Raw genomic sequence first — 26,502 nt, 5'->3', positions numbered from 1 at the left:
AAAACTATATGAAGATGAAAAGATTAATACTGATTATGGCAGCCTGTCTCCCCGTGATGGGTTTGTTGGCAGCAGAGGTAGAACCGATATCGGCCGATACGATTATCACATTGGAAAAGAAACGTATAGAAGTCAAAGATAACGGCGACCGGATGAAGGTGCGGGTATATGAGCTGGATGAAAATGGTGAAGCGGTTGATGATGAAATGGTTTTTGAAGGGCACTACCGTGACGGGCAAAGTTATGAACGCCGCAAACATATCAAGACGTTGAATATACCTGTTCCCACCTGGGACAGGGACTTTTCTGCCCACTGGGCCGGCTTCGGTATGGGCTTCAATAGTTTCGATGGAGACGATGTTTCGCTGCGCAAAGGGAAATCGCTGGAATATAATCTGAATTTTATGGAGTTCAGCTTTCCGTTCTCCCGATATAACTGGGCGCTGGTGACCGGTGCCGGTCTGCGCTGGAATCGTTACCGTATAGATGAAAACGCTCATTTCCAGGAGGTAGACGGTGTTACCCAGCTGGTTCCTGCTCCCGAAGGTGTTGTTTATAAAAAGAGTAAACTGAATATGACCAGCCTTACCATTCCTGTATTGCTCGAATGGCAGACACCGAAGAAAAGACATAAACCCCGTTTCTTCGTTTCCGGTGGTGTCGTTGGAGTGATCAAGACAACCTCTTCTTCCAAAGTTGTTTATGATGACGAACGTGGAAAGACCCGGAAGCAGAAAATGGATGGTGGCATGAACCTTCGTCCTGTTACGATGGACCTTCTTTTTCAAGCGGGTGTCGGCTGCATAGGGGCTTACTTCAAGTATTCGCCTATTGAAATGTTTGAGAGTAAAAAAGGACCGGCTCTTCATCCGGTTTCTTTCGGGTTGCAATTGCATTTGTAGAAATAATTGACCCTTGCTCCGGACGCTTCGTTTTCCCCCTTCACGGACGTTCACCCGCTCAGGTCTTTCCCAGGAAACACAGCTTCCTCTTTGGATGGGCGATACCGACACCTATATAAATATAACAGATCCTTTCTCATTCAACAGTCGGTATCGCTTCGGCTTTTGCCGGTTTCCTGTTGTTTAGCAGGTTTAGTCGGAAGTATGAACAGCGGAAGATAAGGATTTGCATGGCTGGATAAAATTAGTATCTTTGCCCGTAGGAAGGGGCAGTCTGTGAACTGCTCTGATTGGTAAAAACAACGAGTATGAGTACAAATAGAATTGAAGATGTTCCTTTTGAAGAGGTACACGAAGTGCAGAAATACGGAACCTATTATTCGGATAACCGTTTTTGGAAAAAGGTTGAACGGGTAGCCAAAAAGGTGGGAGCCACCGTGTTGTTACCGGTATTTACACTTTATTATATGTTGCAGGACGATAAAGTTTCTCTCCAGCATAAAGCCTATATTGTCGGTGCCCTCGGTTATTTTATCCTGCCGATTGATTTGATACCGGACGGCATCCTGCCTGTTATCGGTTTTACGGATGATATTGCCGTAATGACGTTGGTCCTGAAGTTGGTAAAAGATAGTATCACTCCTGAAATCAAGGCTCGTGCCAATGCCCGGGTATCGGAGATTATTGGGACGGATAATTTGTAACGGGATACTTTTTAGCGATTACTAGTTGATTGGTTTGTTTTGACGGTGACCGTCAACGAGAGGTGACGATCTCCGTCAATGGTGGTTGACGACTTACGTCACTTCTCGTTGACGACTGTCGTCAAAGTAGCTCGGTTATCGAAATATCATTTATATTCATTTCTTCTTTATATTCCGGCAAACAGATAAATGCTGTTCCCGGAAACTCCTTTTCAAGATACTGGGTGAGATACTCCATCGTATTATCGGCAATTAATTTGTCCGTTTCCGGATAGAGATTGTAGACCAGTGCTTTTACTTCTACTCCATATTGTTTACAGGCAAAAAGGCTGAGCAGGGTATGGTTGATACTTCCCAGTTTTCCGGAGGTGATGAGCAGGACCGGATAATTTTGTTCCTTTACGTAATCGATGGTGAGCGAGTTGAAATCATTCGGAACCATCAGTCCGCCGGCACCTTCGAGAAGGACATATTCATATTTCTCCTGTAACTTGCGTGTCGCTTCGGTGATGGTCGACAGGTTGATGGTGCGTCCGTCGCGTTCGGCAGCCATGTGCGGCGAACTGGGATACGTGAAGATGTAAGGACAGGTGAGGCCGGCCTTATCCTCTTCGGTAAAGGGGATATCCTGTAATTGTCGGTGCATTTCAATATCTTCCGATATTTCCGTACAACCTGTTTGTATCATCTTCTGGGTGATGACCGTTTTGCCCTTTTCGGCCAGGGCACGGGCGAGGATACCAGTAGCATAGGTCTTGCCGATATTGGTGTCGATGCCTGAAATAAATAAGACTTTTCCTTTCATTTTTTATGCTTGTTTTTTTACTGCCAGCACATAGAGCGGGCGGTAAGTGAGTGTTACCTGATTATTATTTGTATGGAACAGTTCCTGATAATCCCGGCAGAAATCTGTTTGTTTGCCGCGTGTCCAGGTGCCGTCGCCGGTAGCGGTTACCCCTGTATGCTTTAAATGGCGGAGTACATCGAGCGGTGTGTCGAAAGTGAGGATTATTTCTTCTTCTCTCAGGTGAATCAGATGAAAATCTTCCTCCAGCCATTCCGTCAGCAGTTCGCCAGAAGGATATGTTAAGCCTTTGCCGGTCAATTGCCTGATCTCTGTTAAATTGCCGGGTGCAAAGGAGTTGAACAGTAAAGTCCCGTTGGGCGAAAGCATTCCGGCCAGTTTATGAAGGAATTGTACAGGCTCCTTCATCCATTGAAAGGCGGAAGCAGATGCGATCAGGTCGAAGCGACCGGGAAAGTCGATCTCTTCCGCATTTCCGGCGATAAAGAGTGGTGACTGTCCGGGGAACAGGGAGGCTACTTTCTCCCGGCAACCGTCACAGATATCGTTCAGATACCATTCGTCGATTACGCAGCTTTCTTTCAAAAGACGGGTGAAACCGCCCGTTCCGCAACCGATTTCAAGGGCACGCTGGAAATGGATGTCGGTGTAACGCGATAATATACCGGTGAGTTTCCGGCAGATTTGTTGCTGTGCATCGGCATGCAGGTCGTAACTATCCAGCGCGCGGCTGAAGCGGGTTATAATTCGTTCCACTGTTTCCATAAATAAAAAGGATAATGAGGTGCTGTGATTTCTGTTACCGGGCAACGTCCGTTCCAGTAGTTGCGTTGATTGGCAGCCGGAAAGATATGATCGTCCGAGCTTATAATGGCACGTGTCCATTGTATGGATGTTGTGTCGTCTGCATTTGTCATTGATTGGCCGTTACAATGATTGTAAATATGTTGTAGCTCGTCTTTAACCTCTTCCAGCGGACGGGCAGGAAATTTCTCGTATTGTGCGAGTATATCCCGGCTGCCGCACATTCGTCGGTTGAAACGTTTCATACCTTCGGCTGTCAGGTTGTCGAGTGTTCCCCGGAAGATATTTTCCGGGATACCGAAGTTATCGTCTATCGGCCGGGGCGTGCCATTGACGGCGGTAGCTGTGGTTAGTGCGTATTTCCCGGCTAAAGCCAGTTCTGCCATACGCACTCCCATGGACCAGGCAATCAGATGGATTTCCTTATAGCTGCTTAGGTCTTCATGGAATGTCATGTCCCTGTAATCATAACAGAGCATGATATCCGTTCCGTTCTCTGCTTTCAGTCCGGTGAATGATTCGGGCGAGGCAGACCAGCCTGCAAAGAAGAGGAGCAGACGGGGATGGGAGCTATTGAGTTGTTTTTCTATTTTCATATTTCTTTTATCAGTTGGGTGAGTTGCGCAGTGGTTATATCCGCTGTCAATGAGAAGCGTATCCGTGCCGTTCCTTTCGGAACCGTGGGCGGACGGACAGGGAGACAATAGAAACCTTTGCGTTGTAACTCTTCGGCTTTGCTTATACAATCGTTATTTTCTCCGATTATATAAGGGATGATATGGCTTTCGCTGATTTCTCCTCCTTTGCCTTCGAGGGCATCGGAAAGCAGATGGCTTGTCAGGGTGAGTTCTTCACGCAGGGAGGAAAATTCCGGAAGCCGTTCGAAGATGAAACGTGTCCAGGCTATCTGTGCTGGAGGCAGGGCAGTGCTGAATATCAGCGGACGCATGCAGTTGACCAGATATTCCCGGATGGTCCGGCTACAGACCACATAGGCACCCATAGAGGCGAGCGCTTTACCGAAAGTGCCGACCAGCAGGTCTATCTCGCGGATACAATCCTGTTCTTCGGCTATTCCAAGACCATTTTTACCGCGTACACCGATTGCATGGGCTTCGTCGACATAGAGGCAAACGTTCGGATAGCTTTTCTTCAATTCCACCAAGCGACGGAGGTCCGCAACGTCGCCATCCATGCTAAAGATACTTTCTGTTACGATAAATAACTGTTCGTATTGACCGGCATTCTTCTTTAATAATGTTTCCAACTGATTGTAATCATTATGGCGGTATCGTTGGAAAGGGGCGCCGCTGAGCAGTATCCCGTCGATGATGCTGGCATGTACCAGTTTGTCGGCAAGGATGAGGGTTTGCTTATCGGCCAAAGCCGGCAGTATTCCGGTATTGGCATGATAACCGCTGTTGAAAAGCAAGGCGGCTTCCCGGTTGAAGCGTTCGGCCATCAACTGTTCTAGTTCCGTATATACCGTAAAATTCCCGGTCAGCAGGCGGGAAGAAGAAGAGGAGAGAGGATAACCTTTTTCCTTCCATTCTTCAAAGAAAGCCTCCCTTAAATCAGTGCGGGACGCCAATCCCAGGTAATCGTTGGAAGAGAGGTTAAGCATGACCTGCCCGTCTCTTTCTATCCGGTTGCCAGTGTGGACGATGTCCGGCAAGCTACGCAGGTTCCCCGCTTCATTTAATTGTTTTAATATCAGAGTATAATCTTTCATTGTTTATTTCTTTATGCACCTCAATACCCCCGAAGTCAGAACCGTCAGCTCTTCCGGCCGGATGATAAACGGCGGCATCAGATAAACCAACCTGCCGAACGGGCGGACCCAAATGCCAGCCTCCACAAAGCGACGTTGAAGGATTGCCATATTGACCGGTTCTTTCATTTCAATCACCCCGATGGCTCCGAGTACCCGTACTTCCTTTACATTCTCAAATGATTGCGCCGGAGCCAGTTCATTGCGAAGTTGTGCTTCAATGGCATTGACTTTCTCTTTCCATCCGCTTTCCAAAAGCAGGGAGACAGAAGCAGAGGCAATAGCACAGGCCAGCGGGTTTCCCATAAAGGTCGGGCCATGCATAAAGCAACCGGCCTCACCGGAACAAATAGTGGTAGCCACCCGTGTCGTAGTCAGCGTGGCCGAGAGTGTCAGATATCCTCCGGTCAAGGCTTTGCCGATACACATGATATCCGGAACGACGCCTGCATGTTCCCAGGCAAAGAGTTTTCCGGTACGGCCGAATCCGGTCGCTATTTCATCAAAGATCAGCAATATATTGTATTGTTCGCATAACTCTTTGGCACGGACCAGAAAAGTCGGTGAGTAGAAATACATTCCTCCGGCTCCCTGTACGATAGGTTCCAGTATCAGGGCGGCGATATCATCGGCATGTTGTTTCAGCAAATCTTTTAATGGAGTCATGGCATCTTCGTCCCATTCTTCATTGAACTTTACGGAAGGTTGAGGAATAAAGTATTGAACGGGAAGGCTTCCGGCAAATATCCCGTGCATGCCTGTGACGGGGTCGCAGACAGACATCGCATGCCAGGTGTCTCCATGGTATCCGCTGCGGATTGTGGCAAATGCGTGCTTCCCGGCCTTCCCTTCGGATTGCCAGTATTGGATAGCCATCTTCATCGCTACCTCGACGGCTACCGAACCACTGTCGGCAAAGAATATCTTTTTCATCTCCGGAGGAAGGATTGCCAGTAGTTTTTGGGCCAGCTCGACGGCCGGTTCATGCGTAATGCCGCCGAACATGATATGACTCATCTTATCCATTTGCTTTTTAGCGGCAGCGTTCAGGACCGGATGATTGTATCCGTGAACGGCCGCCCACCAGGATGACATTCCGTCTACCAGGCGTCTGCCGTCTGCCAGAATGATATTCACTCCTTCTGCACCGGCTACCGGATAGACAGGAAGCGGGTCGATTGTCGAGGTATAGGGATGCCATACATGCTCCCTGTCGAATTGCAATAATTCTTCTGTTGTCATAAATTTGTATGTGTTATCCGACCCAGTCGGTTTCTTCTGTTAATGAATAGCCGGCTTCGGTAAAGAGTATTTTGTCTTCCTCTACCTTGCTGCCAATGGTTGTCAGCAAGTCGCCGATGATTGCTGCGTTTATACCTATATATAAGGCTTTCCGTTGTGTCTCCTTACTCAACAGTGAACGTCCTCCCGAGAAACGGAGGTAAGCCTCCGGGTTGATAAAACGGAATAGAGCAATAGTTGTGAGAAACTCTTCTTCCGATAATTGGGGAGTGCCGGCAAGCGGAGTTCCCGGTATCGGTTGTAGCAGGTTTAAGGGGATGGAATGTACTTGTTCTTTTTGGAGTAACAGGGCCATCTCTATCCGTTGTTCCATGGTTTCCCCCATGCCGATGATACCGCCGGAACAGATGCGGAAACCTTCTTCGCGTGCCATATGAATTGTTTCGAGTTTCTGCTCGATTGTATGAGTGGTACATAGGGTTCGGAAGTGGGAGGGAGCGGTTTCGATATTGCAATGATAGTTTTCGACACCGCTTTCACGCAGTTCTTTTAACTGTTCTTTGTTCAAAAGACCAAGGGAAGCACAGCATTTGATGTCGCTCGCCTGTTTGATATAGCGGACGGTTTCTGTTAATTTCCTGATTTCTCCGTCCGATAGACGTTTGCCGCTGGTAACCAATCCGAAGCGTTCGATTCCCTGTTGGCGATTGTGTAGTGCCTGATGAACACATTCTTCGGCCGGTAGTAAGGGATACAGGGCGACAACTGTGTTATAATGTCCGGACTGCGCACACCATTTACAGTTCTCGCTGCAATTCCCGCTTTTGGCATTGATGATGGAGCAGGTATCGAATTTATTTCCCATGAAGTGACGCGTGATTTGATGGGCGGCCTTATATAAAGCCTCTTTATCGGGAGATTGGGATAAGGCGACGGCCTGTTCCTCATTGATGGTTCCCCCTTCAATAACAATCTGTTTAAGTGTTTCAATCATATTGGTTGTCTTTTATGAAATAGAAAAGCGGGAAGTCTCAGCATAACTGAAACTTCCCGCTTTAGGATATATACATATAATAATGTAGGCAAACGAACCCGCTGCCGATGTCTGTTTTACCGTCTGTAAAGAGAATAGAAGAGGCAACATTTGTGAAAGCCACGATATAGCTTCTGCACACGATTGTTCCTGCAAAAGTTCAGTCTCTTTCTTTGCTTCTTCCGGACCGATTTGTCCGGTCAATAATACAGACGAATGGTTGGAACCGTTTTTAATCTGGAATCTTTCTGCCACATTAGAAGAAAGTTGCCCGATCGTAACGGCTCTGCCCAGACTGAAGAATGCAGCATACCCCTTCCGGCTCCATCTTTTGAACCGGAAAGTCTTTTGTTTGAGATATGTCTGCTGCAACTTCATCTGTTAGCTTTTATTATTTAGCTACTTTTTCCAGACGCTTCATGATAGAGAAGATGAACAGTGCCGACAGCAGACAGCATACGATCAATACGCTCCATACCATCCACAACTGCATTCCGCCCCACAGATAACCGATGATGGCCACCAGATAGTTACCGATAGCCGTAGCTACGAACCATCCTCCCATCATCATACCTTTATATTTAGGAGGTGCTACTTTCGATACGAAGGAGATACCCATTGGTGAAAGCAATAACTCAGCGAAAGTCAATACCAGATAAGTCGATATCAGCCAGTTCGGCGAAACCAGAACATCGGCAGAGATACCGTTTGCTTCAACAGCTGCCGGAGTAGGCAATCCTAAAGAACCCAACGCCATGATAAGGAAACCGCAGGCTGCAATCACCATACCGATACCGATCTTACGCGGTGCAGACGGCTCTTTCTTTTTCTTTGCCAGATATCCGAATACGGCCAGCGATACTGGAGTCAGCACGATTACAAAGAACGGGTTGAACTGCTGGAAGATCTGCGGTAGGATACTGACCGTTGAATCCATAGAACTGTAACTCCATCCCAGTAAGCCAAGCATGATGACAAGGACAAGCCCTGAGATTCCTTTTGCTTTGCCTGTTTTTGACTGGAACAAAGAGAATCCTGCATAAACAATAACCAGCAGGAAAGTAAGGTTTACGATATTGAATCCTAAACGATCCAATCCCGTCACGGCCTGTGCGGTATAGTCGCGTGCAAAGAATGTCAGTGTCAAACCATTCTGGTGGAAGGCCATCCAGAAGAAAATAACTACGGCAAATACCAGCAATAATGCCTGGATACGTGCTTTTGTCTGTTCCGGTGTCAGTTCTTCTTCCTGTACATTAGCCGGTTTAGCTTGTTTAGAGTTGTAATCGGCATGCTTGAATGTCGGACGAAACACTACATAGATCAACATGGATACGATCAGAGAGATACAGGCAATAGCAAAACCATAGTTGTAAGCCTCTGATAATTTGTCAATATAAGTAGTACAGAATGTCGCTGTATCACCAACGAAGTTCTGGGCAGCCTGTAAGCCGCTCAGGGTTGTTGCTCCTTCTTCAGTAATCGTTCCGTTCAGGAATTGATGGGCCAGTGATGGAAGTTGCGGTACATAAGTGAATCCGGCTTTTCCCAACATCTTGTTAGTGATCATGGTAGCCGCAGTCGGAGCATACATAGCACCGATGTTGATAGCCATATAGAAGATACTGAAAGCAGTATCACGTTTAGCTTTATACTCAGGAGCATCATACAGATTCCCTACCATTACCTGCAAATTCCCCTTGAACAAACCCGTACCACAGGCGATCAGGGCTAAAGCACCGAACATCAATATTTTTCCGGTAGAGGAAGGGGTGGGAATAGATAACAGTACATATCCGATAAACATGACAACAATACCTGTTGTTACCATTTTACCGTAACCGAATTTATCGGCAAGAATACCTCCGATGAGTGGCATAAAATACACTGCTGCTAAGAAAGAACCGAAGATGGTCGATGTCTCGGCGGCTGTGAAGCCGAACTTAGCTTGTAAGAATAAAGTAAAAATTGCGAGCATCGTATAATACCCGAAACGCTCGCCGGTATTCGCTAAGGCTAACGCGTATAAACCTTTAGGTTGTCCTTCAAACATAGAAATTTAAATTAGATTATTATTGAATTATTTGTTTTATGGCGCCGGTCTCCGGATAGAAATAGACTTTCACCGGAGCTTTTTTATCTTCGAACATAACAGGAGCAAGCCCTTCGCGTGAACCGAATTGCGTAATTTGTGCGTCTCCTTTATATAGTGTTTTCTTGTTCATGCTGATTTCAATACTAGCTTTGCCGGGTACATTATAAACAATGCCTTTCAATGATTTTTCCTTCTTTTCGGCTTCTTTCGGGTCGAGCACCGGAGCACGTTCGGTCGCTTTTAAATTCATATAGACCGGGACACCTCCGAGGTCGTCTGCATCGACGATACCCATCAAATTGGAGAAGCGGAATAAAACTTCTTTTTCCAGATTATCGTAAGGGGTAATGCTCACTTCGTAATGAGAAGTTTCTTTGGTAAGGATACCGGTAAACAGGTTGGTCAGCGCCTTTTCCTGTTCTTCTAACTGTTGGATAACCAGCTTCATCGCTTCACCGTCGGGTGGAAGATTATCTGCATCTCCGGTCAGGATATTCAAACGGCTTTCACGGATACGGTAGATTTGTTTGGCGGCAACTTCTGCCTGCCTGGCTGTAGAGCCTGCCATCAGCAACTCTTCCGAAAAGACGGAGGCATCCGTCACTTTAGCCGGTCCCTGGCCATTTTTCTTTATTGTCTCAAGTTCTGATTCTTCCGGTGTATATTCTGCATTGATGGAACACAGGAGGCCGTCTTCCGTCAGATAAGCGTAAGGGGCAACTGTACCACTTTTAAATTCAACGATATAAGTGTTGTCCGGGTCGGGTATTCCTTTGTTTACCAACGATAGTTTTCCTAACTCATAGTATACCTTATCTTCCGTTATCGCATCTTTCACTCCTAAGTATTTTTCTGCATACTTGTAGTAAGGACCGGCTTTGCAGGTAACCTTTGTAACTTCTGCATCAACGATCAGTTGTGTTTTTGGCAATGAGTAGGTAATACCGAAATTATTAGCTTTAACAGCGTTTTTCTTTACCACTTTGGTTTGTGCCATGAGCGGTATGCTAAACAAAAGACATGCTATTGTGATCAGATTTTTCATATCTAAACAAATTATTTATCTCAATTATGATTGTACAAAACTATGAAATATTTTGTTAGAAACCAACCTTAGAACCTTCTTTTAGACTTTTGTAATGCAGATGAGCAGTATGATTATGGCACTTTAGTTGGGGAGGGATAAAAAAATCATAGTTAATGTTTTGGTTAAGGGAGAACAACTCATGAGTGGAAAAGGAGATCGAGATATAGAGGGGTCGGTTAAATCGCCCTCATGAGTTGTATATAAACATAAATTTAGCGCGTTTAATGCTTATTCTATTTCTATAATGAAAGAGCCGGTAAGATATCCGTATCTATGCACTAATTCCAGCGTATATTCACCATTCTCAAGATTTAATGGAATAGTATATACTTGTGGACCAGAGGCTGATACGCATTCTTCATAGACTACCATACCTGTATTATCTTTTACCTGAATAGTCAGGTTGCTAAGCGGACTGGTAAATTCGATTGTCAGATCTTGTCCTTCTATTGAAGCTGTAGGAGGTGCCGGAAAGATAGATTTAATATCCTGAGGACCCCATTTACCTTTAGTCGGAATATTATCTGCATACATGTTTTGAGCACAGAATGCTCCACATATTACTAAAAATAAAGCTGTGATGAACTGTCTCATAATCTTAATTAATTTAATTGTCGGTTGATAAAATTGAAAATGCCTTACAAATGTATAACCCATATTGGAATATAGATTATATTTTTGTTGACAAAATGTTGACAATTGATAAGTTGTTATAAATCAGCTATAAATTGGTCGAATTTCTCGGTACTTTCAGGCTCATGTGTCAATTTTTTATACAGTCTTTTCCGGCATTGTGTGACTCCGGAGCTTGTTAATCTCATCAATGATGCAATCTTTTTAACAGGAATGCCAATTTTGACCAGGTAACAGACTCGTAATTCTTCAGTAGAGACATATGGAGATAAGTCAAAAATACGTTTTGAGAAATCGGAATAAGTCGCATCGATCAGTAAACCCAGTTCTGACCATTCGCTTTCCGTAAGTCCGGTTTCGGTCTTATGTATTTTGATATATAAAGCAGACTTTTTGAGATCATGTTCTAATATCTCTAATGTATTTTGTTTTAAAGAGATTTGTCTGTTCTCCATTTCCAGCATTAGCTTTTGGGTTTCGAACAGTTGTTTTTTTACGTCACTCAGCGTTTCCTGTCCGTTGGAGAGTGCGTTTTCCAGATATTTGATCTGTTGTTTATTATCTTCTATATGTTGTTGGCTTTGTTTGTATTGTTGCTCTTTCAGGTCAAGTAGCTTTTTCTTTTTCTTCTGTTCTTTTTTGAAAAAGAAAAAGCCGGTGAGAAACAGAAAGACCGTGATGATCAGTATTTGATATATTATGATCATTTGTCTGGCTGCCTCTTGTTCATACTTTAGTTTCTCATCTGCTATGTGTTGGTAGTTGAACATGCTCTGTGTCATGCGTATATTTTCATAATGAGAGTTGACCCTGATTGAATCCCTCAGTTGTTCATAATGGTCCCAATACTTGAAATAGTCTGTAAAGTCGGATTTCTTTCTTTTTATCTGGGCTAAAAAGTATAAACTGCCTGCCTGGGTATAGATATTGGGACTCTGTAAACTTTGGCTCAAATAGTATTGGGCAGAATCGTATTGTGCTGTTTTTAATAAATATTCTCCGTATGTTAGAAATAAATGGTATTCCAGACTGGGAGTAAAGCAAGTTTGTATTGATTTTTGTATGCAATCGCCCGCTTCTTCATATTGACCGATTTTCATGTATAAACTACCTAAATCATTGTATAAAGAAGATGAACTTTCAGGGGTGGCTGTTTTTATCGCTTGCTGATAATAATATATAGCACTATCCAATTGTTGTGTTTCTGTAAAGACACGGGCAGTATTGCGCAGAGCGAGAGATATTCTGGTTGAGTCGTTACTCCCTTCCAAAAGAGATAGTGTTTTTTTGTAAAGTGGTAACGCTGTTTCGTAAATGTCCTGATAAGAATAAAGTGTTCCGAGGCTATTGTTTATTTTTATAAGCAGGTCTGTGGAGTTCAGGCTTTCACCTAATTCCAATGCTTTCAAATAGGCTTGTTGTGCTTGTAAGGCATCCTGCATATCGAAATAGGTTCTTCCCATATAATAATATGATAACGCCAGTGAGGCAATATCATTATGGTTTTCATAATAAGTGACGGCCTTTTTTATCAATGAGTCGGAAGTAATTGTAATATAGTTTTTATCCAAAGCCTGCGTAAACAGGAGGCAATAGGAGGCATATTCCCTGTTTGATAATGTTTCGGGTGATGGTATCTTGTTGAGAATGGCCAGCGCACTGTCGGGAAGTGTTTCCATTAATTTTTCTGCCTGCAATAGTTCTGATGAGGCAGAACTTCTCTTGGAACAGGAAGAAAAGCACAGGATACAGATTAGTAGAAAGTATAAAATAATATTTCGGGGTTTACTTGTCATTTGCGTATATTTGGTGGCCGAATATATCGCTTTTTTTTGAAACAGAAGTTGATAATGAATGTTATATTTTGGAAGTTATTCGGGAAGGATGATTAGCGTATTGAATATTAAGCAGAGTCTGGCTGTATAAAAAAGTAGCCGGACCTGAATAGGGGCCGGCTACCGGTATAAATGGAAAATAACTTTATCTGTTTATTTGATTTGTTTGAATGCTTTTCCGAGCATATCGGTGATGTCTCCGGCAATCATACTTTCTTCCGAACGGTAAACAGCTGCCAGGTCGCCAGCCGTGCCATGAAGGAAAACTCCTGAAACAGCAGCCGTTTCGGGTTCTGCCCCTTGAGCCAGCAGTCCTAGAATAATGCCGGTCAGGACATCGCCGCTGCCGGCTGTCGCCATGCCCGGATTGCCACAGCTGTTGAAATATACGTTGCCGCTTGCCGTGCAGGTTGCCGTATAAGTGCCTTTAAGTACTACACACAGTTTATGTTCGATAGCAAAAGACTGTGCTTTCTTCAGGCGCTCGAACATGCTGTTGCTTTCTCCGACGATACGGTCGAACTCCTTCGGATGCGGTGTGAGGATGCTGCGCGGAGGAATGCGGTTCAATAAATCTTTATTGGAAGCGATCAGGTTTAATGCATCGGCATCCAGCACGACCGGCTTGTCGGTTGTCTGCAACAGACGTTCCAGGGCGGCGGCCGATTCGAGATGTTGTCCTAATCCAGGTCCTACACCGATAGCGGAATAGATGGATATTTCGGGCACGGTCGTGAAATAGTCGGCATGCGGATCGAAGCTGATCATGGCTTCCGGAAAAGCTGCCTGTATAATGACTTCGCCACGTTGCGGGATATGTACGGTCAGTAATCCCGTGCCGCTTCTCAGGCATGAACGGGCGGCAAGCAGGGCGGCTCCCATCTTTCCTTTGCTTCCGGCAATGAGCAATGCGTGACCGAAAGTCCCTTTATGGGAGAATTTATCGCGGGGCTGGAATACTTCGGAGATATCGTCTTCCGTCACCATCATATAGGGAGTAGACGTATTATCGACGATATCCGGGTGAATACCGATGTCCAACACTTTCCACTCACCGACATACTGAGCATTTTCGGGGAAGAAGAAAGCCAGTTTCGGGAATCCGAATGTCAGCGTCAGGCTTGCCCTTACGATAGAATCCGGATCATTCGTCTGGTTATTCTCCCCGAACAATCCGGAGGGAATATCGATAGATACGATCGTAGCATCCGACTGGTTGATATATTTTACCATTGCAGCAAAACCGCCGGTCAACGGACGGTTCAGGCCGGAACCGAACAAACCGTCGATCACGACATCGCGGTCGGTCAGTACCGGAGGGACGAAGTCGGCTACCACTTCGGTAAATTCAACCTTCTCCAATCCGAGTATCCGTTGCTTGTTCATCTCACAATCAAAAGAAAGATGCTCGGTCGGGTTGAACAGATAAGTTTCAACCCTGTAACATTCGTCCTTCAATAGCCGTGCGATAGCGAGTGCGTCGGCACCATTGTTTCCCTGTCCGGCAAATACGATGATACGGGTTTGCTTGGAGTAACGGCGGCAAAATTCGTGCACGAAGACCGTTGAGGCGCGTTCTACTAAGTCGATAGAACTGATCGGTTCGTTCTGGATTGTGTATTGATCGAGTTCTTTTACTTTGTCTGTTGGAAATATCTTTATCATAACTGTAGGATATCAGAAGTTTATTCAGCATACAAATGTATAACAAACTTTGCTATGTTGTTCCCCCTTTTTTAAAAAGGAAAGGAAGCATTTTCGCCAATCAGGCGAAAGTAAGCAGGAAACGGCTTCCTTTCCCGGCTTCCGAGATAACGGTCAGGCTGCCTTTGTGCATATACATGATCTGCCGGGAAATACTGAGTCCGATGCCGGAACCGACAGGCTTGGTCGTAAAGAACGGTATGAAGATGCGCTCCTGGACGTCTGCCGGAATGCCTGTCCCATTATCGCTGACCTGAATATAGTTTTTACCTTCCGCATTGATCCCTGCCGATAGTTCTATCCGGGGATTCTCACATTCCTGTGTCGCATCCAGCGCATTTTTTATCAGATTGATCAGTATCTGTTCGATCAGAGCTTTGTCGGCGATGACCTGTAAATGCGATGCCGAAGGCAGGACTTTTATGCTATCCGTTTCCTTCCTGAATAGCAGGGCGACATTGTCGAGCAAGCTGTCGACAGGTATAATTTCGGGGACGGGGGTAGGAATGCCGGTCACTTTTCTATAGTTCTCAACGAAGCGGACCAGGCCGTTGCTTCTCCGGAAGATGGTGTCGACAGCCTGATGTATCTCTTCGCGTTCCTCGTCCGTGATAGGATCCGAAGTCTGTTTGCTTTTCAATAACTCGGAGAGGGATACGATCGGTGTCATGGAATTCATGATCTCATGTGTGAGAACCCGGATGAGCTTCTGCCAGGCTTCCGTCTCTTTATTTTCCAGTACCGAGCGGATATTCTTCATGCTGACGACGGTAAGCGGCTTGTTCAATACCACGAATGACATGGATGACAGGATCAGTTGCGAGAAATCTTCCTGGCGGCGGACTTGCAGGATAGACAGTTCACCGGGATGCAGGATGCGCAGCCGGGCAGGAAGTTCCGGATGGTAAGCTGCCAGATCGTCTATCGTTTCGGCAAAGTTCAGGCCGGTTTGTATTTTGGCTGCCTGGTTCATCCATTCGACCTGTCCCGTTTCGGGAGAGTAAACGAAGACGGAGAGGTCGATATGATTGGCCAGTGCCTGGAAATATTGCAGTTGGCTTTCCTTCTGCTGAAGATGTTTCTTATAGAATTGCAAAGCCTCTTCCACCGCTCCGGTCAGTTCTTGCGGGAGGGCATCCGACGGTTCCTGGTGTGTTGTGCCCGAAGAAAGGAAGTCGGAATAACGTACCGACCAGACAAAATGCCGGAATAACCGGTCGCTCCGTTCCATCTGCCGGAGCAGGTACCAGGCTTCTATCAGGAGAATCATGCCGGCAATGAAAGCGGAAATATAAAACTGTCCCGCCACCAAAAAGGCAAGAACCAGGCTGGTGATTACTATTAAAAGGATCAGCCCGATAGCTTTTTTCGAGTATTGTTTCATAAACCGTATTTTTCCAGTCTCCTATATAAAGATGTACGCGTAATACCTAATAAGTCGGCAGCCTGTGTCAGATTGCCGGAGCAATGATGCAAAGCCTCCTGTATGGTTTTCTTTTCCAGCTCTTCCAGGTTGAACTTTTCTTCCTTTTCGCGGTAGCTGGAAACGGGGGTACGGAGCATGAAGTCGTCGTACTGCAACTTTTTTTGGTCGGAAAGGATGACGGCCCGTTCAATGACATGTTGCAGTTCGCGGACGTTGCCCGGCCAGTTGTATTGTTTCAGAAGTTGACGCGCCTCCCGTGAGAAGCCTTCTATCTCTTTCTTATATTTATGGCTGTACCGTTTCAGGAAATGATCCGCCAGGAGAGAGATGTCGTTTCCCCTTTCCCGCAAGGGAGGAATGAAAATCTCGATCGTATTGATGCGGTAAAGCAGGTCCTGCCGGAAACTACCGTCCTGTACGGCGGCATGAAGGTCGGTATTGGTTGCGCAGATCAGCCGGACATTGATGGAAGTCTCCTTGGTCGATCCCAGGCGGTTTATCTTTTGCTGTTCGATCACCGTAAGCAGTTTGGATTGGAGCATAAGCGGCAGGTTTCCGATCTCGTTCAGAAAGAGCGTGCCGCCGGATGCGATCTCAAAACGTCCCGACTTACTTTTATTTGCATCCGTAAAAGCCCCTTTTTCGTAACCGAACAGTTCGCTTTCAAACAGGTTGTGCGGGATGCTTCCCAAGTCGATAGGCACGAAAGCCTCCTGGTTGCGTGACGATTGTTTGTGGAGCGTATAAGCAATCAGGTCTTTTCCCGTCCCGTTTTCGCCCTGCAAAAGAATGTTGGCATCCGCATTCTTCAACTTTTCTACCGTCTTGAATATCTTTTCCATGGCGGGAGATTCGCCGATCACTTCCAGCTCCGGCTCTGTCGTGGTGAGGACGGACTTCTGTTCTTTCAGCGTCTGCACTTCTCCGCGCCGCAGGCTGAGTTCGAGTGCCGACGAGATGGTTGCCAGCATCTTCTCGTTCTGCCAGGGTTTAGGGATGAAATCGGTAGCTCCCGCTTTGATGGCGCGGACGGCCTTTTCCGTATCCGAATAGGCTGTGATCAGGATGACGACAGTCTCGGGAGATATTTCGCGGATACGTTCCAGCCAGTAAAAGCCTTCTTTTCCGCTGACGGCATCTGCCGTGAAATTCATGTCGAGCAGGATGACATTGTATTTGGTAGTCGATACCAGCCGGTTGATCTCTTTAGGGGTCGTGCAGGTTGTAACACTTTCTGCCAAAGGGCGGAGTAGCATTTTCAGCGTAAAGAGAATGTCTTCGTTGTCGTCGATAACTAATATTTTTCCTTGTCGTACTGCCATGATATTCCTTCTTCATGTATTGATTAGATGGCCCAAACTTAGGTAAAATTTCCGGATAGCCGGTAAACTAATCCCAACTAAACGAACTTTTAATGTTTACCTCCCTGATATCTATTATTTTTCTCCTTAGATTTTTTGCTTTTGAGCTAGCACAAAATCAATTTCGGGCATGCATCAAATTAATTTTGAGCATGCTAAAAATTGATTTTCAGCAAGGGGGAAAGAAATAAAATAGAGGACTAAAATATTACTTAATCAGGAGAAAAGAATTAGTTCATCCGGTGTTTCGGGTTAGTTGCCGGTGAAGTACCGTACGGAAACGTATGGGGAACTGTACGATATCGTACGGTAGTCGTAGTCTCTGTATATTACATATTACTGATGGCTAGCCGGTTAGAAAAATGGCATGAATGTTGATTACTTATAGCAAGATATGAACTGATTAATAAAATGACCATGTTTAAACATTATGTGAAAGTAGCCATCCGGCAGATAAAGCGGAGTTTTCTGTTTTCATCTATCAATATGCTGGGATTTGTGTTGGGGATGACAGCCGCTTTCCTGATCTATCTCTGGATAGTGGATGAGCTGACATTTGAAGATTTTAATAAGAACGGAGACTATATTTACCGGGTGATCCGTGAAGAGCAGTCTGCAAAAGGGCAGGTTCCCTCTACGGTTACCCCGCTTAGCGAAGTGTTCCGGAAGGATTTTTCGAAGGTGGAGAATGCGACCTTTATAAAGTATGGTGGTAAATATGATATTTACGCCGGGGATGTAGGAGTTGAGGCTAACTATGGATATGTCGATACGACATTCTTTGATGTATTCAGTTTTCCGGTTGTGGCAGGCGATCCGTCCCTGCTGAAGAAAGACCCTCAGATGGTCGTGCTCTCAGAGGCGATTGCGGAGAAGCTGTTCGGTAAAACATCGGCTATAGGAAAAGAGGTCACCTGTAAATTCAATAAAAAATATTATAAGGTAGCGGCGGTATTGAAAGTGCCCCGCAAGAGTCATATACAGTTTGAGGTACTGGCAAGTTGGGATTCTTATTTGTGGGACGAAATAAAAGATGAACTTTGGGGATTCTCGGAGAGGATGCACGTTTTTATCCAACTAAAGAAAGGAACCTCTTTGACGGATGCCGACCGGCTGGCCATGCGCGACCTCTGGGTGAAGCATTCGCAATGGGGAAAGCCCCTGGCCTTCCAACCGTTGAAAGATATCCATCTGCGCACAGCATTTAAGGAACCCAACGATGTGTATAATCACGGGAATATGCAGCAGATTTACCTTTTTGCGGCGTTGGCTGCCCTGATCATTTTTATGGGGGCATTTAATTTTATGACTTTATCGACTGCCCGTGCTTCTTTGCGTTCCAAGGAGATAGGCGTCCGGAAGGTGAACGGGGCGAAAAGGAAGAAGCTGATCACACAGTTCCTGTCGGAAAGTCTGGTGCAGGCTTTTATCTCGTTGCTGTTGGCGCTGGCGCTGACGGAATTGCTGTTACCGTTTTTTAATATGTTTGTAGAGAAGGATATTACTTTGCAATTCAATTGGCAGACCTTGTTGTTTGTGCTGTTCGGTATTGTCGGAGTCGGTTGCCTGGCAGGCTCTTTTTCTGCATTCTATATGTCGTCGTTCAGTCCGCTGCTGGCCTTCAAGGGAGGGCAGGCGACCGGTAAGAAGGGGAGATTGATCAAAGGGCTGGTCTGTCTACAGTTCGTAATCGCGATAACCATGATTATTTGTACGACTATCATATTCAAGCAACTCCATTATTTGCAGAATGCCGATCTGGGATTGAATAAGGAACATCTGATTGAGGTCGATGTTTTGGACTGGCGCCGGGGAGCAGACGGTTTCAAGCAGGAGATACTTAAAAATCCGTATGTGAAGAGTGTGGCGTTGGGTGTGGAGATAACCAACTACCTGCAAGGATATAGCTTTGAAGAAAATATGTTCAGGTGGGAAGATGAGAACGGGAAAACAGACTCGGTGAAGATGGTAGGAATGGTCGGAGACAGCGACTTTATTCCAACATTGGGGTTGACATTGTTGAAAGGAGAAACGTTCGGCTCAAATCCCGACCATTACTGGGATGGCTCTTATGCACAAGAATCGCCGATCGTTATCAATGAAACGGCATGGAAGATGCTGAAAGTTGAGAATCCGGTCGGTATGCTGCTGGCTGGCGGTGGCATCGGCATTCGTAATTCCAGGGTCGTTGGTGTTGTGAAAGACTTTAACTTCCAGCCGTTGCGGGAGAAGATAAAACCTGCATTCTTTTATTATACGGTTCAGTTGTTTAATTATATGTATGTTCGGATCTCGGCAGAGAAACAGGCGGAGACTCTGAAGTTCCTGAAAGAGAAATATGAGGAGGCACGTCCGGATATGCTCTTTAATTACCGTTTCCTGACGGATGTCCTGAATGAGAATTATACCCGCGAACGGCAACAAAGCCAGATGTTCCTGATCTTTACCGTGTTGGCTATTATCGTGGCGATGATGGGGGTGTTCGGTCTGGTGACTCTTTCAACGGTACAGCGAACGAAGGAGATCGGTGTCCGGAAAGTGAACGGTGCGCATTCCGACCGCATTGTCCGTATGTTTTGCCGGGAATATGCGATTTGGGTAGGCATTGCCTTTGTGGTCGCCTGTCCGCTCGGCTACCTGTTCATGCTGAGATGGCTGAGTGGCTTTGCTTATCAGACAACGATCAGTTGGTGGCTTTTCCCGCTATCGGGCGGCATTATCCTGCTGATAACGCTGTCGACCGTTATAGCGCAGACCTGGCGTGCCGCATCCAGGAACCCGGTACAATCATTACGGTATGAATAAAATAAACACATAGCGAAAAAGTAAATTTGGGCAGAGCGTAGCGAATTAGCTGATAGAGCGTTCGTTACGCTTTGTTTTTCTATGGGACAGAGCCAACGAAATACCACCTCGAAGCCAAACGGTGCAGAAGTTCAGTTACCACCTCGTTACTCCCGTAACGGGTGCAGATTTCTTGCTAAACGGTTCTGTTTCTGCGTTTTGCATCGATTTACATAGCTGTCGGTAACTCACTAATAACTAATTTTGTAACCAAAAAAGGAGTGAGTTATGCGTAGTACATTCAAGGTATTATTTTACGTGAAGAAAGGCAGCGAGAAGCCGAACGGCAACCTGCCTCTGATGTGCCGTATCACGGTGGACGGCGAGATTAAACAGTTCAGTTGCAAAATGGATGTTCCCCCACGGTTGTGGGACGTGAAGAACAGCCGTGCTTCGGGCAAGAGCGTCGAAGCACAGAGAATCAACCTTGCGGTAGATAAAATCCGTGTGGAGGTAAACCGCCGCTATCAAGAACTGATGCAGACGGACGGTTATGTAACCGCCGCCAAACTCAAAGACGCCTATCTCGGTATCGGCGTCAAGCAGGAAACTTTGCTGAAGCTGTTTGAGCAGCACAACGCCGAGTTTGAGAAGAAAGTCGGACACAGCAGGGCGCAAGGTACATTTACCCGTTACCGGACGGTCTGTAACCATATTCGGGAGTTCCTGCCCCACAGCTACAAGCGTGAGGATATTCCGTTAAAGGAACTCAACCTCACATTCATCAACGATTTCGAGTATTTTTTGCGCACGGAGAAGAAATGCCGTACCAATACCGTGTGGGGCTACATGATTGTGTTGAAACACATCGTTTCCATTGCGAGGAACGACGGACGTTTGCCCTTTAATCCCTTTGCCGGATATATCAACTCTCCCGAAAGCGTGGACAGGGGCTACCTCACCCGAACGGAGATACAGACGCTCATGGACGCACCGATGAAGAACGCCACCCACGAGCTTGTACGGGACTTGTTCGTCTTTTCCGTGTTCACGGGTCTGGCGTATTCGGACGTGAAGAACCTCACCGCCGACCGCCTGCAAACCTTCTTCGACGGCAATCTTTGGATAATCACCCGAAGAAAGAAAACCAACACCGAATCGAACATCCGCCTTTTGGATGTTCCCAAGCGTATCATCGAGAAGTACAAGGGACTGGCTCGGGACGGTCATGTTTTCCCCGTTCCGAGTAACGGAAGCTGCAACAAGATACTCAAAGAGATAGGCAGGCAATGTGGCTTCAAGGTACGTTTGACCTATCATGTCGCAAGACACACGAACGCCACGACCGTGCTTTTGTCGCACGGCGTACCCATCGAAACCGTAAGCCGCCTTTTGGGACACACGAACATAAAAACCACCCAAATTTACGCCAAAATCACCGCCCAGAAGATAAGCCAAGACATGGAAACCTTGTCGCACAAGTTGGAGGACATGGAGAAGAATATCTGCCGAGCCATCTAATTAAAAGCAGAATACCGATGAAAGAAGAAAGGAACATTATCACGATGGACGAGCGGGGCAATATCTCCCTGCCGAGCGATATAGGTGCAACCGCCATGACCGAGTGGGAAATCTGCGAACTGTTCGGGGTTATCGCCCCGACGGTTCGGGCAGGGATAAAGGCACTCTGCAAAAGCGGAGTTTTGAGTATATATGACATAAAGCGCATTATCCGCATATCGGACAGATACAGCGCGGAGGTTTACAACCTCGAAACGATAGCCGCCCTCGCTTTCCGTGTCGAATCGTTCGGGGCGGCGAAAGTCCGCAAGGCATTGCTGGAAAGGATTATGCACGTGCGAAAAGAAAAAACGACGGTGTTCGTGTCGGTTGTTTCGGACGGCAAGCCCAACAGCCGTTGGAAAGCGTGATGATATACCAACATAGCAACATGCAAACGTACCAGCATGCCAACATGCCAACATGCAAACCTATCACTATGGTGATATATATTGCAGGGTCTATTTCTCTTTTCAGAAGAAAGCGGAGCAATCATTTCCGTTTACAAAGGCAAAGCAAGCACGGGGCTTTCCGTCGGCTAAAAGGTCGGGCGGCTGCGCCGTTTCCCGATAAATCTTCCTCTCGCTTCGCTGCGAGTGTATTTATCGGGAAAACCTTGTATCCGACCGCCCCATGCAAAAGAGCCTTTGAAAACGAAAACGACCGCCCCGCCACCCACCGACCGAAAGGGGAAAAATAAGGTGGGGTTATATGGGTAAGCAGACGGCAGGGACAGCCATAGCCGAAAGGCAGGCAGACGGCACGCCGCAGGGTATTTACGGAGAAAATACCGTAGCTTATTAGGGAATTTTCCGAGCCGCAATACTACGTATCGCTGAAAATTCCCCAATAAGGCAAGGGGCAAGCCCCTCTGCACACCCCATCGGGGACGGCATTTCGCCGCCCTCAAAGATAGTCAGATTTATTGTTTCACAAGCCAGAAAAGAAAGGAATATATGGGTTTCGTAGTTTTACACATGGAAAAGGCGCACGGCAGCGACAGCGGAACGACCGCACATATCGAGCGTTTCATCATACCGAAGAACGCCGACCCCACACGCACGCACCTAAACCGCAGGCTCATCGAATACCCCAACGGGGTGAAAGACCGTTCGGCGGCTATACAGCAGAGATTAGAAGAAGCTGGGCTGACACGCAAAATCGGAAGCAACCAAGTACGGGCTATCCGCATCAACGTATCGGGAACGCACGAGGACATGAAGCGGATAGAGGAAGAGGGGCGTTTGGACGAGTGGTGCGCCGACAATCTGAAATACTTCGCCGACACGTTCGGAAAGGAGAACATCGTGGCGGCTCACTTGCACAGGGACGAGGAAACGCCGCACATACACGTCACACTCGTCCCCATCGTCAAGGGAGAGCGAAAGCGCAGGAAACGGGAGGAGCAGACGAAGAAGCGATACCGCAAGAAGCCGACCGACACCGTGAGACTGTGCGCAGACGATATTATGACACGGCTGAAATTGAAGTCCTACCAAGATACCTATGCCGAAGCGATGGCGAAATACGGGCTGCAAAGGGGCATAGACGGCTCGAAAGCTCGCCACAAGTCCACGCAGCAGTATTATCGGGATATACAGAAACTCGCCGACAGTCTGAAAGCGGAGGTGGTGGATTTGCAGCAGCAGAAAGAAACGGCGCAGGAGGAATTAAGGCAGGCGAAAAAAGAGATACAGACCGAGAAGCTGAAAGGGGCGGCAACTGCTGCAGCCGCCAACATTGCCGAGAGTGTCGGTTCTCTTTTTGGCAGTAACAAGGTCAAGACGTTGGAAAGGGAGAACACCGCCCTGCATAGGGAGGTAGCCGACCACGAGGAAACCATCGAAGCCCTGCAAGACAGAATACAGACCATGCAGGCAGACCACAGCCGGGAGATACGGGAAATGCAGCAAAAGCACGGCAGGGAGATAGCGGACAAGGACACAAGGCACAAGCAGGAAATATCGTTTCTGAAAACGGTAATCGCAAAGGCGGCGGCATGGTTTCCCTACCTGCGTGAAATGCTCCGTATCGAAAACCTGTGCCGCCTTGTGGGATTCGATGAAAGGCAGACCGCAACGCTCGTCAAGGGAAAGACGTTGGAGTATGCGGGGGAACTCTACTCGGAGGAACACGGACGGAAATTCACGACCGAAAAGGCTGGGTTTCAAGTGCTGAAAGACCCCACGGACGGGACGAGGTTGGTTCTTGCCATTGACCGAAAGCCCATTGCCGAGTGGTTCAAGGAACAGTTCGAGAAGTTAAGGCAGAACATACGGCAACCTATACAGCAGCAAAGGAAAAGCAGGGGTATGAAACTGTAAAGCTCCAATTTTATACAGCGAGCAAATAAATCTATTGCAACATAAGTGATTATCACAACTTTTCACTACCTTTGTGGTTGGATTAGGGAAACTCCGTCCAAGACATATTAGAAAAGAAAGAAGCGTTATGCTTATCTTGTTGTTGAAAACGTAGGAAATTTTCAAAATGAGCAAGGATGGCATAGTGGTTCTCACGCTATAGCGTGGGCTGCTATTACTACATCTGCTCATTAGGTTTTTCCTACGACCTTCAACAAAGACGTGGCATTGCAGTTCCACGCTTCGTGGTTTAATAATAAAAGGTCTTAAGGAGCTGGAAAGACAAACATAGTACTATGGACATGACATCTCTTTGGGGAAGACTTGCAAAATTGCAGAGTTTCTTTCAGGATGGTTTGAATGTGGATGAAAATTCACATTTGCCAGAAGCGGATTTACGCAAGATAAGTCTTGGCAATCTGTATGTATATCAACAACAAGGTGTATTGAACACATTCGAAACTGGCGTAACTCCCTCTGTTCGTAAAGTTATTTTAGGTGAATACTTTGGTATAACGGATAGGGATAGTGCCATCGAAACTTTGAATTGGTTGTCGCAAGCTCCCTCGCAAACAATGTTTCACTATGCTTATACGGCTTTTCTTCAAGGAGGGGGTAATATAAGCAGGAAGTGGCTTAATGAAAATGAAGAATTGAAAGAACACACCGATTTCCGAAATGACTGTTTGGAAAAGTTGGAAACGATGGAGGAAAAATATCCGGACATTGAACAAGCTGGAATTGTCGTATCCAAAGAAGAAATGGGCAAACTCGGAGTACTTGCGTGGGATGCAGGAAGATTAAACTTTATCAGCAGACTTTGCCTTGAGCAAGAGTACATTGTAAAAGAAGAATGTATGCAGTGTATCAATGCCGCTTACGAGATGACCAAAGAAGTTTATACCAATTGGAAAGACTATGCTTATAGTTATGTTCTTGGTCGTACTTTGTCGATGGGAACTACCAACATGATTGGATTGGCAGAAGATTTACTGACAGATACCAAAAGCCCTTGGACTTATATAAAATGGTGATACTTTATTAAAAAATATTTATTAACTCTACATTTTTTTTGAATTATGAAAACGTTTAATTATGCTCCAGCCTCTCCTATCAAGGATAACATTACAATGTTGGCTGTATCAGTCGGTATGGTTGTCGTGCCGCTCGTTTATCCATTCGGTATAAGAATAGGCAGTACCCGAATACTTGGCCCTACGAGTACTGCCATTGTTTTTATAATCGGAGGACTCGTTCTCTTGGTAATAACATTGAACAAGGTTCATCTTGCCCGTGCTTTGGCGGCGAACGGAGGAAAAATCGTTGTCGATGCAGATAGTGTAACCTATCCTATAATAAAGAAAGGGGAGAAAACCGACAAGTATTAACCTGTAAGAAGTAATTAATGACAAAAAAGAAATTGCCCGTTCGTTTCACGGGTCAGCACTTTACCATTGATAAAGTGCTAATAGAAGATGCAATAAAACAAGCAAATATAAATAGTCAGGATACGGTTTTGGATATTGGGGCAGGCAAGGGATTTCTCACTGTCCATTTATTAAAAATCGCCAACATTGTCGTAGCTATTGAAAACGACACAGCTTTGGTTGAATATTTACGAAAATTATTTTCTGATGCCCGCAATGTTCAAATTGTCGGTTGTGATTTTAGGAATTTTGCAGTTCCCAAGTTTCCTTTCAAGGTGGTGTCAAACATTCCTTATGGAATTACTTCCGATATATTCAAAATTCTGATGTTTGAGAGTGTTGAAAATTTTCTCGGAGGTTCCATTGTCCTTCAGTTAGAACCTGCTCAAAAGTTGTTTTCGAGTAAGCTCTATAATCCATATACTGTTTTCTATCATACTTTTTTTGATTTGAAACTTGTCTATGAGGTAAGTCCTGAAAGTTTCTTGCCACCACCAACTGTCAAATCAACTCTGTTACGCATTAAAAGAAATCAGTCTTCTTTTGATTTTGAGCTTAAAGTCAAATATTTAGCTTTTATTTCCTGTCTGTTACAGAAGCCTGATTTATCTGTCAAAACAGCTTTAAAGTCGATTTTCAGAAAAAATCAGGTCAGGTCAATTTCGGAAAAATTCGGAATAAACCTTAACTCCCAAATTGTCTGTTTGTCGCCAAGTCAATGGAAAAACTGTTTTTTGGAAATGCTGGAAGTTGCCCCCGAAAAGTTTCACCCTTCATAATTCAAAGTTGGTTTGTCAAGATGATTTTTCTGGTTTGCTGTCGTTTTTTAAGCTGCCGCATAACTCTTAAATATGCGAAAGTTAAAACAATATTTCATATTTACAAAACATTGTGATTTTTTTATTTAAAATATCGGATATAAAACATCTTAAATATGACGATGAAGAAGGAGAATTGGAAATCTTC

The 26,502-nt window shown here is 45.8% G+C and carries 23 protein-coding genes; 9 read left to right on the top strand and 14 right to left on the bottom strand.

Features of this window, described 5'->3' with window-relative positions; translation table 11 throughout:
* Nucleotides 1-14: 14 nt before the first annotated feature.
* Together DWW91_RS07440 and DWW91_RS07435 are read left to right on the top strand one after the other, a co-directional pair.
* On the top strand, nucleotides 15-902 hold the full coding sequence (locus DWW91_RS07440; RefSeq protein ID WP_007659064.1) for an outer membrane beta-barrel protein: 888 nt from the start codon (nucleotides 15-17) through the stop codon (nucleotides 900-902).
* A 308-nt stretch (nucleotides 903-1,210) separates the two neighbouring features.
* Nucleotides 1,211-1,606, top strand: coding sequence for a YkvA family protein (locus DWW91_RS07435; protein WP_007659063.1), 396 nt, complete (start codon nucleotides 1,211-1,213; stop codon nucleotides 1,604-1,606).
* A 121-nt stretch (nucleotides 1,607-1,727) separates the two neighbouring features.
* Here the strand turns inward: DWW91_RS07435 and bioD are convergent, their stop codons facing one another.
* The 14 genes from bioD to DWW91_RS07365 form a co-directional block, all read right to left on the bottom strand.
* Nucleotides 1,728-2,411 (bottom strand): dethiobiotin synthase, encoded by a 684-nt coding sequence (bioD, locus tag DWW91_RS07430; RefSeq protein WP_122327364.1) that lies wholly within the window; start codon nucleotides 2,409-2,411, stop codon nucleotides 1,728-1,730.
* Between the two features lie 3 nt (nucleotides 2,412-2,414).
* On the bottom strand, nucleotides 2,415-3,176 hold the full coding sequence (bioC, locus tag DWW91_RS07425) for a malonyl-ACP O-methyltransferase BioC (protein ID WP_007659061.1): 762 nt from the start codon (nucleotides 3,174-3,176) through the stop codon (nucleotides 2,415-2,417).
* On the bottom strand, nucleotides 3,152-3,811 hold the full coding sequence (locus DWW91_RS07420) for a DUF452 family protein (RefSeq protein WP_122327363.1): 660 nt from the start codon (nucleotides 3,809-3,811) through the stop codon (nucleotides 3,152-3,154). The genes bioC and DWW91_RS07420 overlap by 25 nt, the downstream gene beginning before the upstream one ends.
* Nucleotides 3,808-4,947, bottom strand: a complete 1,140-nt coding sequence (locus tag DWW91_RS07415; protein ID WP_122327362.1) for an 8-amino-7-oxononanoate synthase — start codon at nucleotides 4,945-4,947, stop codon at nucleotides 3,808-3,810. Before DWW91_RS07415 ends, DWW91_RS07420 begins: the two co-directional genes overlap by 4 nt.
* 3 nt (nucleotides 4,948-4,950) lie before the next feature.
* Nucleotides 4,951-6,228, bottom strand: coding sequence for an adenosylmethionine--8-amino-7-oxononanoate transaminase (bioA, locus tag DWW91_RS07410; protein WP_122327361.1), 1,278 nt, complete (start codon nucleotides 6,226-6,228; stop codon nucleotides 4,951-4,953).
* A gap of 13 nt (nucleotides 6,229-6,241) precedes the next feature.
* A complete protein-coding gene (gene bioB, locus DWW91_RS07405; RefSeq protein ID WP_122327360.1) occupies nucleotides 6,242-7,222 on the bottom strand; it encodes a biotin synthase BioB in 981 nt (326 codons plus the stop codon).
* A 12-nt stretch (nucleotides 7,223-7,234) separates the two neighbouring features.
* Nucleotides 7,235-7,639, bottom strand: coding sequence for a hypothetical protein (locus tag DWW91_RS07400; RefSeq protein WP_010802404.1), 405 nt, complete (start codon nucleotides 7,637-7,639; stop codon nucleotides 7,235-7,237).
* 13 nt (nucleotides 7,640-7,652) lie between these two features.
* A complete protein-coding gene (locus tag DWW91_RS07395; protein ID WP_010802405.1) occupies nucleotides 7,653-9,314 on the bottom strand; it encodes a peptide MFS transporter in 1,662 nt (553 codons plus the stop codon).
* A 19-nt stretch (nucleotides 9,315-9,333) separates the two neighbouring features.
* Nucleotides 9,334-10,401, bottom strand: coding sequence for a DUF4831 family protein (locus DWW91_RS07390; RefSeq protein ID WP_007659053.1), 1,068 nt, complete (start codon nucleotides 10,399-10,401; stop codon nucleotides 9,334-9,336).
* Nucleotides 10,402-10,671: 270 nt separating this feature from the next.
* Complete coding sequence (locus tag DWW91_RS07385; RefSeq protein ID WP_233584438.1) at nucleotides 10,672-10,977, bottom strand: DUF3244 domain-containing protein; 306 nt, start codon at nucleotides 10,975-10,977, stop codon at nucleotides 10,672-10,674.
* Between the two features lie 176 nt (nucleotides 10,978-11,153).
* A complete protein-coding gene (locus DWW91_RS07380; RefSeq protein WP_233584437.1) occupies nucleotides 11,154-12,755 on the bottom strand; it encodes a tetratricopeptide repeat protein in 1,602 nt (533 codons plus the stop codon).
* Nucleotides 12,756-13,064: 309 nt separating this feature from the next.
* Nucleotides 13,065-14,576 carry an NAD(P)H-hydrate dehydratase gene (locus DWW91_RS07375; protein ID WP_122327359.1) on the bottom strand — a complete coding sequence of 504 codons (1,512 nt, stop codon included), beginning with the start codon at nucleotides 14,574-14,576 and terminating at the stop codon, nucleotides 13,065-13,067.
* A 100-nt stretch (nucleotides 14,577-14,676) separates the two neighbouring features.
* Nucleotides 14,677-15,999, bottom strand: coding sequence for a PAS domain-containing sensor histidine kinase (locus DWW91_RS07370; RefSeq protein WP_122327358.1), 1,323 nt, complete (start codon nucleotides 15,997-15,999; stop codon nucleotides 14,677-14,679).
* Nucleotides 15,996-17,363: a sigma-54 dependent transcriptional regulator gene (locus tag DWW91_RS07365; RefSeq protein WP_122327357.1), complete on the bottom strand. Its 1,368-nt coding sequence runs from the start codon at nucleotides 17,361-17,363 to the stop codon at nucleotides 15,996-15,998. Before DWW91_RS07365 ends, DWW91_RS07370 begins: the two co-directional genes overlap by 4 nt.
* A gap of 456 nt (nucleotides 17,364-17,819) precedes the next feature.
* Here DWW91_RS07365 and DWW91_RS07360 point away from each other — a divergent pair, with 456 nt between their 5' ends.
* The 7 genes from DWW91_RS07360 to erm all read left to right on the top strand — a co-directional run bounded on the left by DWW91_RS07360 (nucleotide 17,820) and on the right by erm (nucleotide 26,315).
* Nucleotides 17,820-20,207 carry an ABC transporter permease gene (locus tag DWW91_RS07360; RefSeq protein WP_122327356.1) on the top strand — a complete coding sequence of 796 codons (2,388 nt, stop codon included), beginning with the start codon at nucleotides 17,820-17,822 and terminating at the stop codon, nucleotides 20,205-20,207.
* Between the two features lie 267 nt (nucleotides 20,208-20,474).
* Nucleotides 20,475-21,707: a site-specific integrase gene (locus DWW91_RS07355; RefSeq protein ID WP_054856192.1), complete on the top strand. Its 1,233-nt coding sequence runs from the start codon at nucleotides 20,475-20,477 to the stop codon at nucleotides 21,705-21,707.
* Nucleotides 21,708-21,724: 17 nt separating this feature from the next.
* Nucleotides 21,725-22,117, top strand: coding sequence for a hypothetical protein (locus DWW91_RS07350; RefSeq protein ID WP_039848164.1), 393 nt, complete (start codon nucleotides 21,725-21,727; stop codon nucleotides 22,115-22,117).
* Between the two features lie 585 nt (nucleotides 22,118-22,702).
* Nucleotides 22,703-24,070, top strand: coding sequence for a MobV family relaxase (gene mobV, locus DWW91_RS07340; RefSeq protein ID WP_054858168.1), 1,368 nt, complete (start codon nucleotides 22,703-22,705; stop codon nucleotides 24,068-24,070).
* Between the two features lie 335 nt (nucleotides 24,071-24,405).
* On the top strand, nucleotides 24,406-25,143 hold the full coding sequence (locus tag DWW91_RS07335; RefSeq protein WP_008144975.1) for a DUF1266 domain-containing protein: 738 nt from the start codon (nucleotides 24,406-24,408) through the stop codon (nucleotides 25,141-25,143).
* Between the two features lie 45 nt (nucleotides 25,144-25,188).
* Nucleotides 25,189-25,497, top strand: coding sequence for a hypothetical protein (locus tag DWW91_RS07330; protein ID WP_229532930.1), 309 nt, complete (start codon nucleotides 25,189-25,191; stop codon nucleotides 25,495-25,497).
* Between the two features lie 17 nt (nucleotides 25,498-25,514).
* The gene (gene erm, locus DWW91_RS07325; RefSeq protein WP_117749078.1) at nucleotides 25,515-26,315 is read left to right on the top strand and encodes a 23S ribosomal RNA methyltransferase Erm; all 801 of its coding nucleotides are present in this window, start codon (nucleotides 25,515-25,517) and stop codon (nucleotides 26,313-26,315) included.
* The last annotated feature ends 187 nt before the right edge of the window (nucleotides 26,316-26,502 follow it).

This window comes from Parabacteroides sp. AF17-3, assembly GCF_003635445.1.
GTDB lineage: Bacteria > Bacteroidota > Bacteroidia > Bacteroidales > Tannerellaceae > Parabacteroides > Parabacteroides goldsteinii.
Note: the sequence above shows the minus strand (reverse complement) of the source record. Positions and strands in the feature narration are given on the sequence as shown.